The sequence below is a fragment of the Corynebacterium sp. AOP36-E1-14 genome, assembly GCF_052377495.1.
Lineage (GTDB): Bacteria > Actinomycetota > Actinomycetes > Mycobacteriales > Mycobacteriaceae > Corynebacterium.
The window spans coordinates 1-270 of the sequence record NZ_JBQSWV010000088.1 but is presented as its reverse complement, the minus strand read 5'-3'; the positions used below and the strand labels follow the sequence as shown (position 1 = coordinate 270).

Here is a 270-nt window from a genome sequence, read left to right as displayed (position 1 = left end):
TCACGTCCGTGTCCCGCGGTTCACCTGCACCAACGATGCCTGCGGCCGGAGAATCTTCCATGCTTCACTGGGTTGTGCTGACGACGGGTCGAAACTGACCCACCGGGCGACTCGTTGGATTCTGCAACGCCTGGCCGTTGACCGCATGAGTGTCTCGGCGACAGCGAAGGCCCTAGGTGTGGGGTGGCAGCTGGTCAACAAGATCGCGGTTCAGGCGTGCTGCAACCTTGTCTACGATTCCGGCGATCATCTGGCTGACGTGCGGATACT

General features: G+C 61.1%; 1 protein-coding gene. It reads left to right on the top strand.

What is annotated here, in order from left to right:
* Positions 1 to 270 (top strand): helix-turn-helix domain-containing protein (locus tag ACT3TD_RS14865; protein ID WP_444638081.1); only part of this gene is annotated, 270 nt, incomplete at both ends.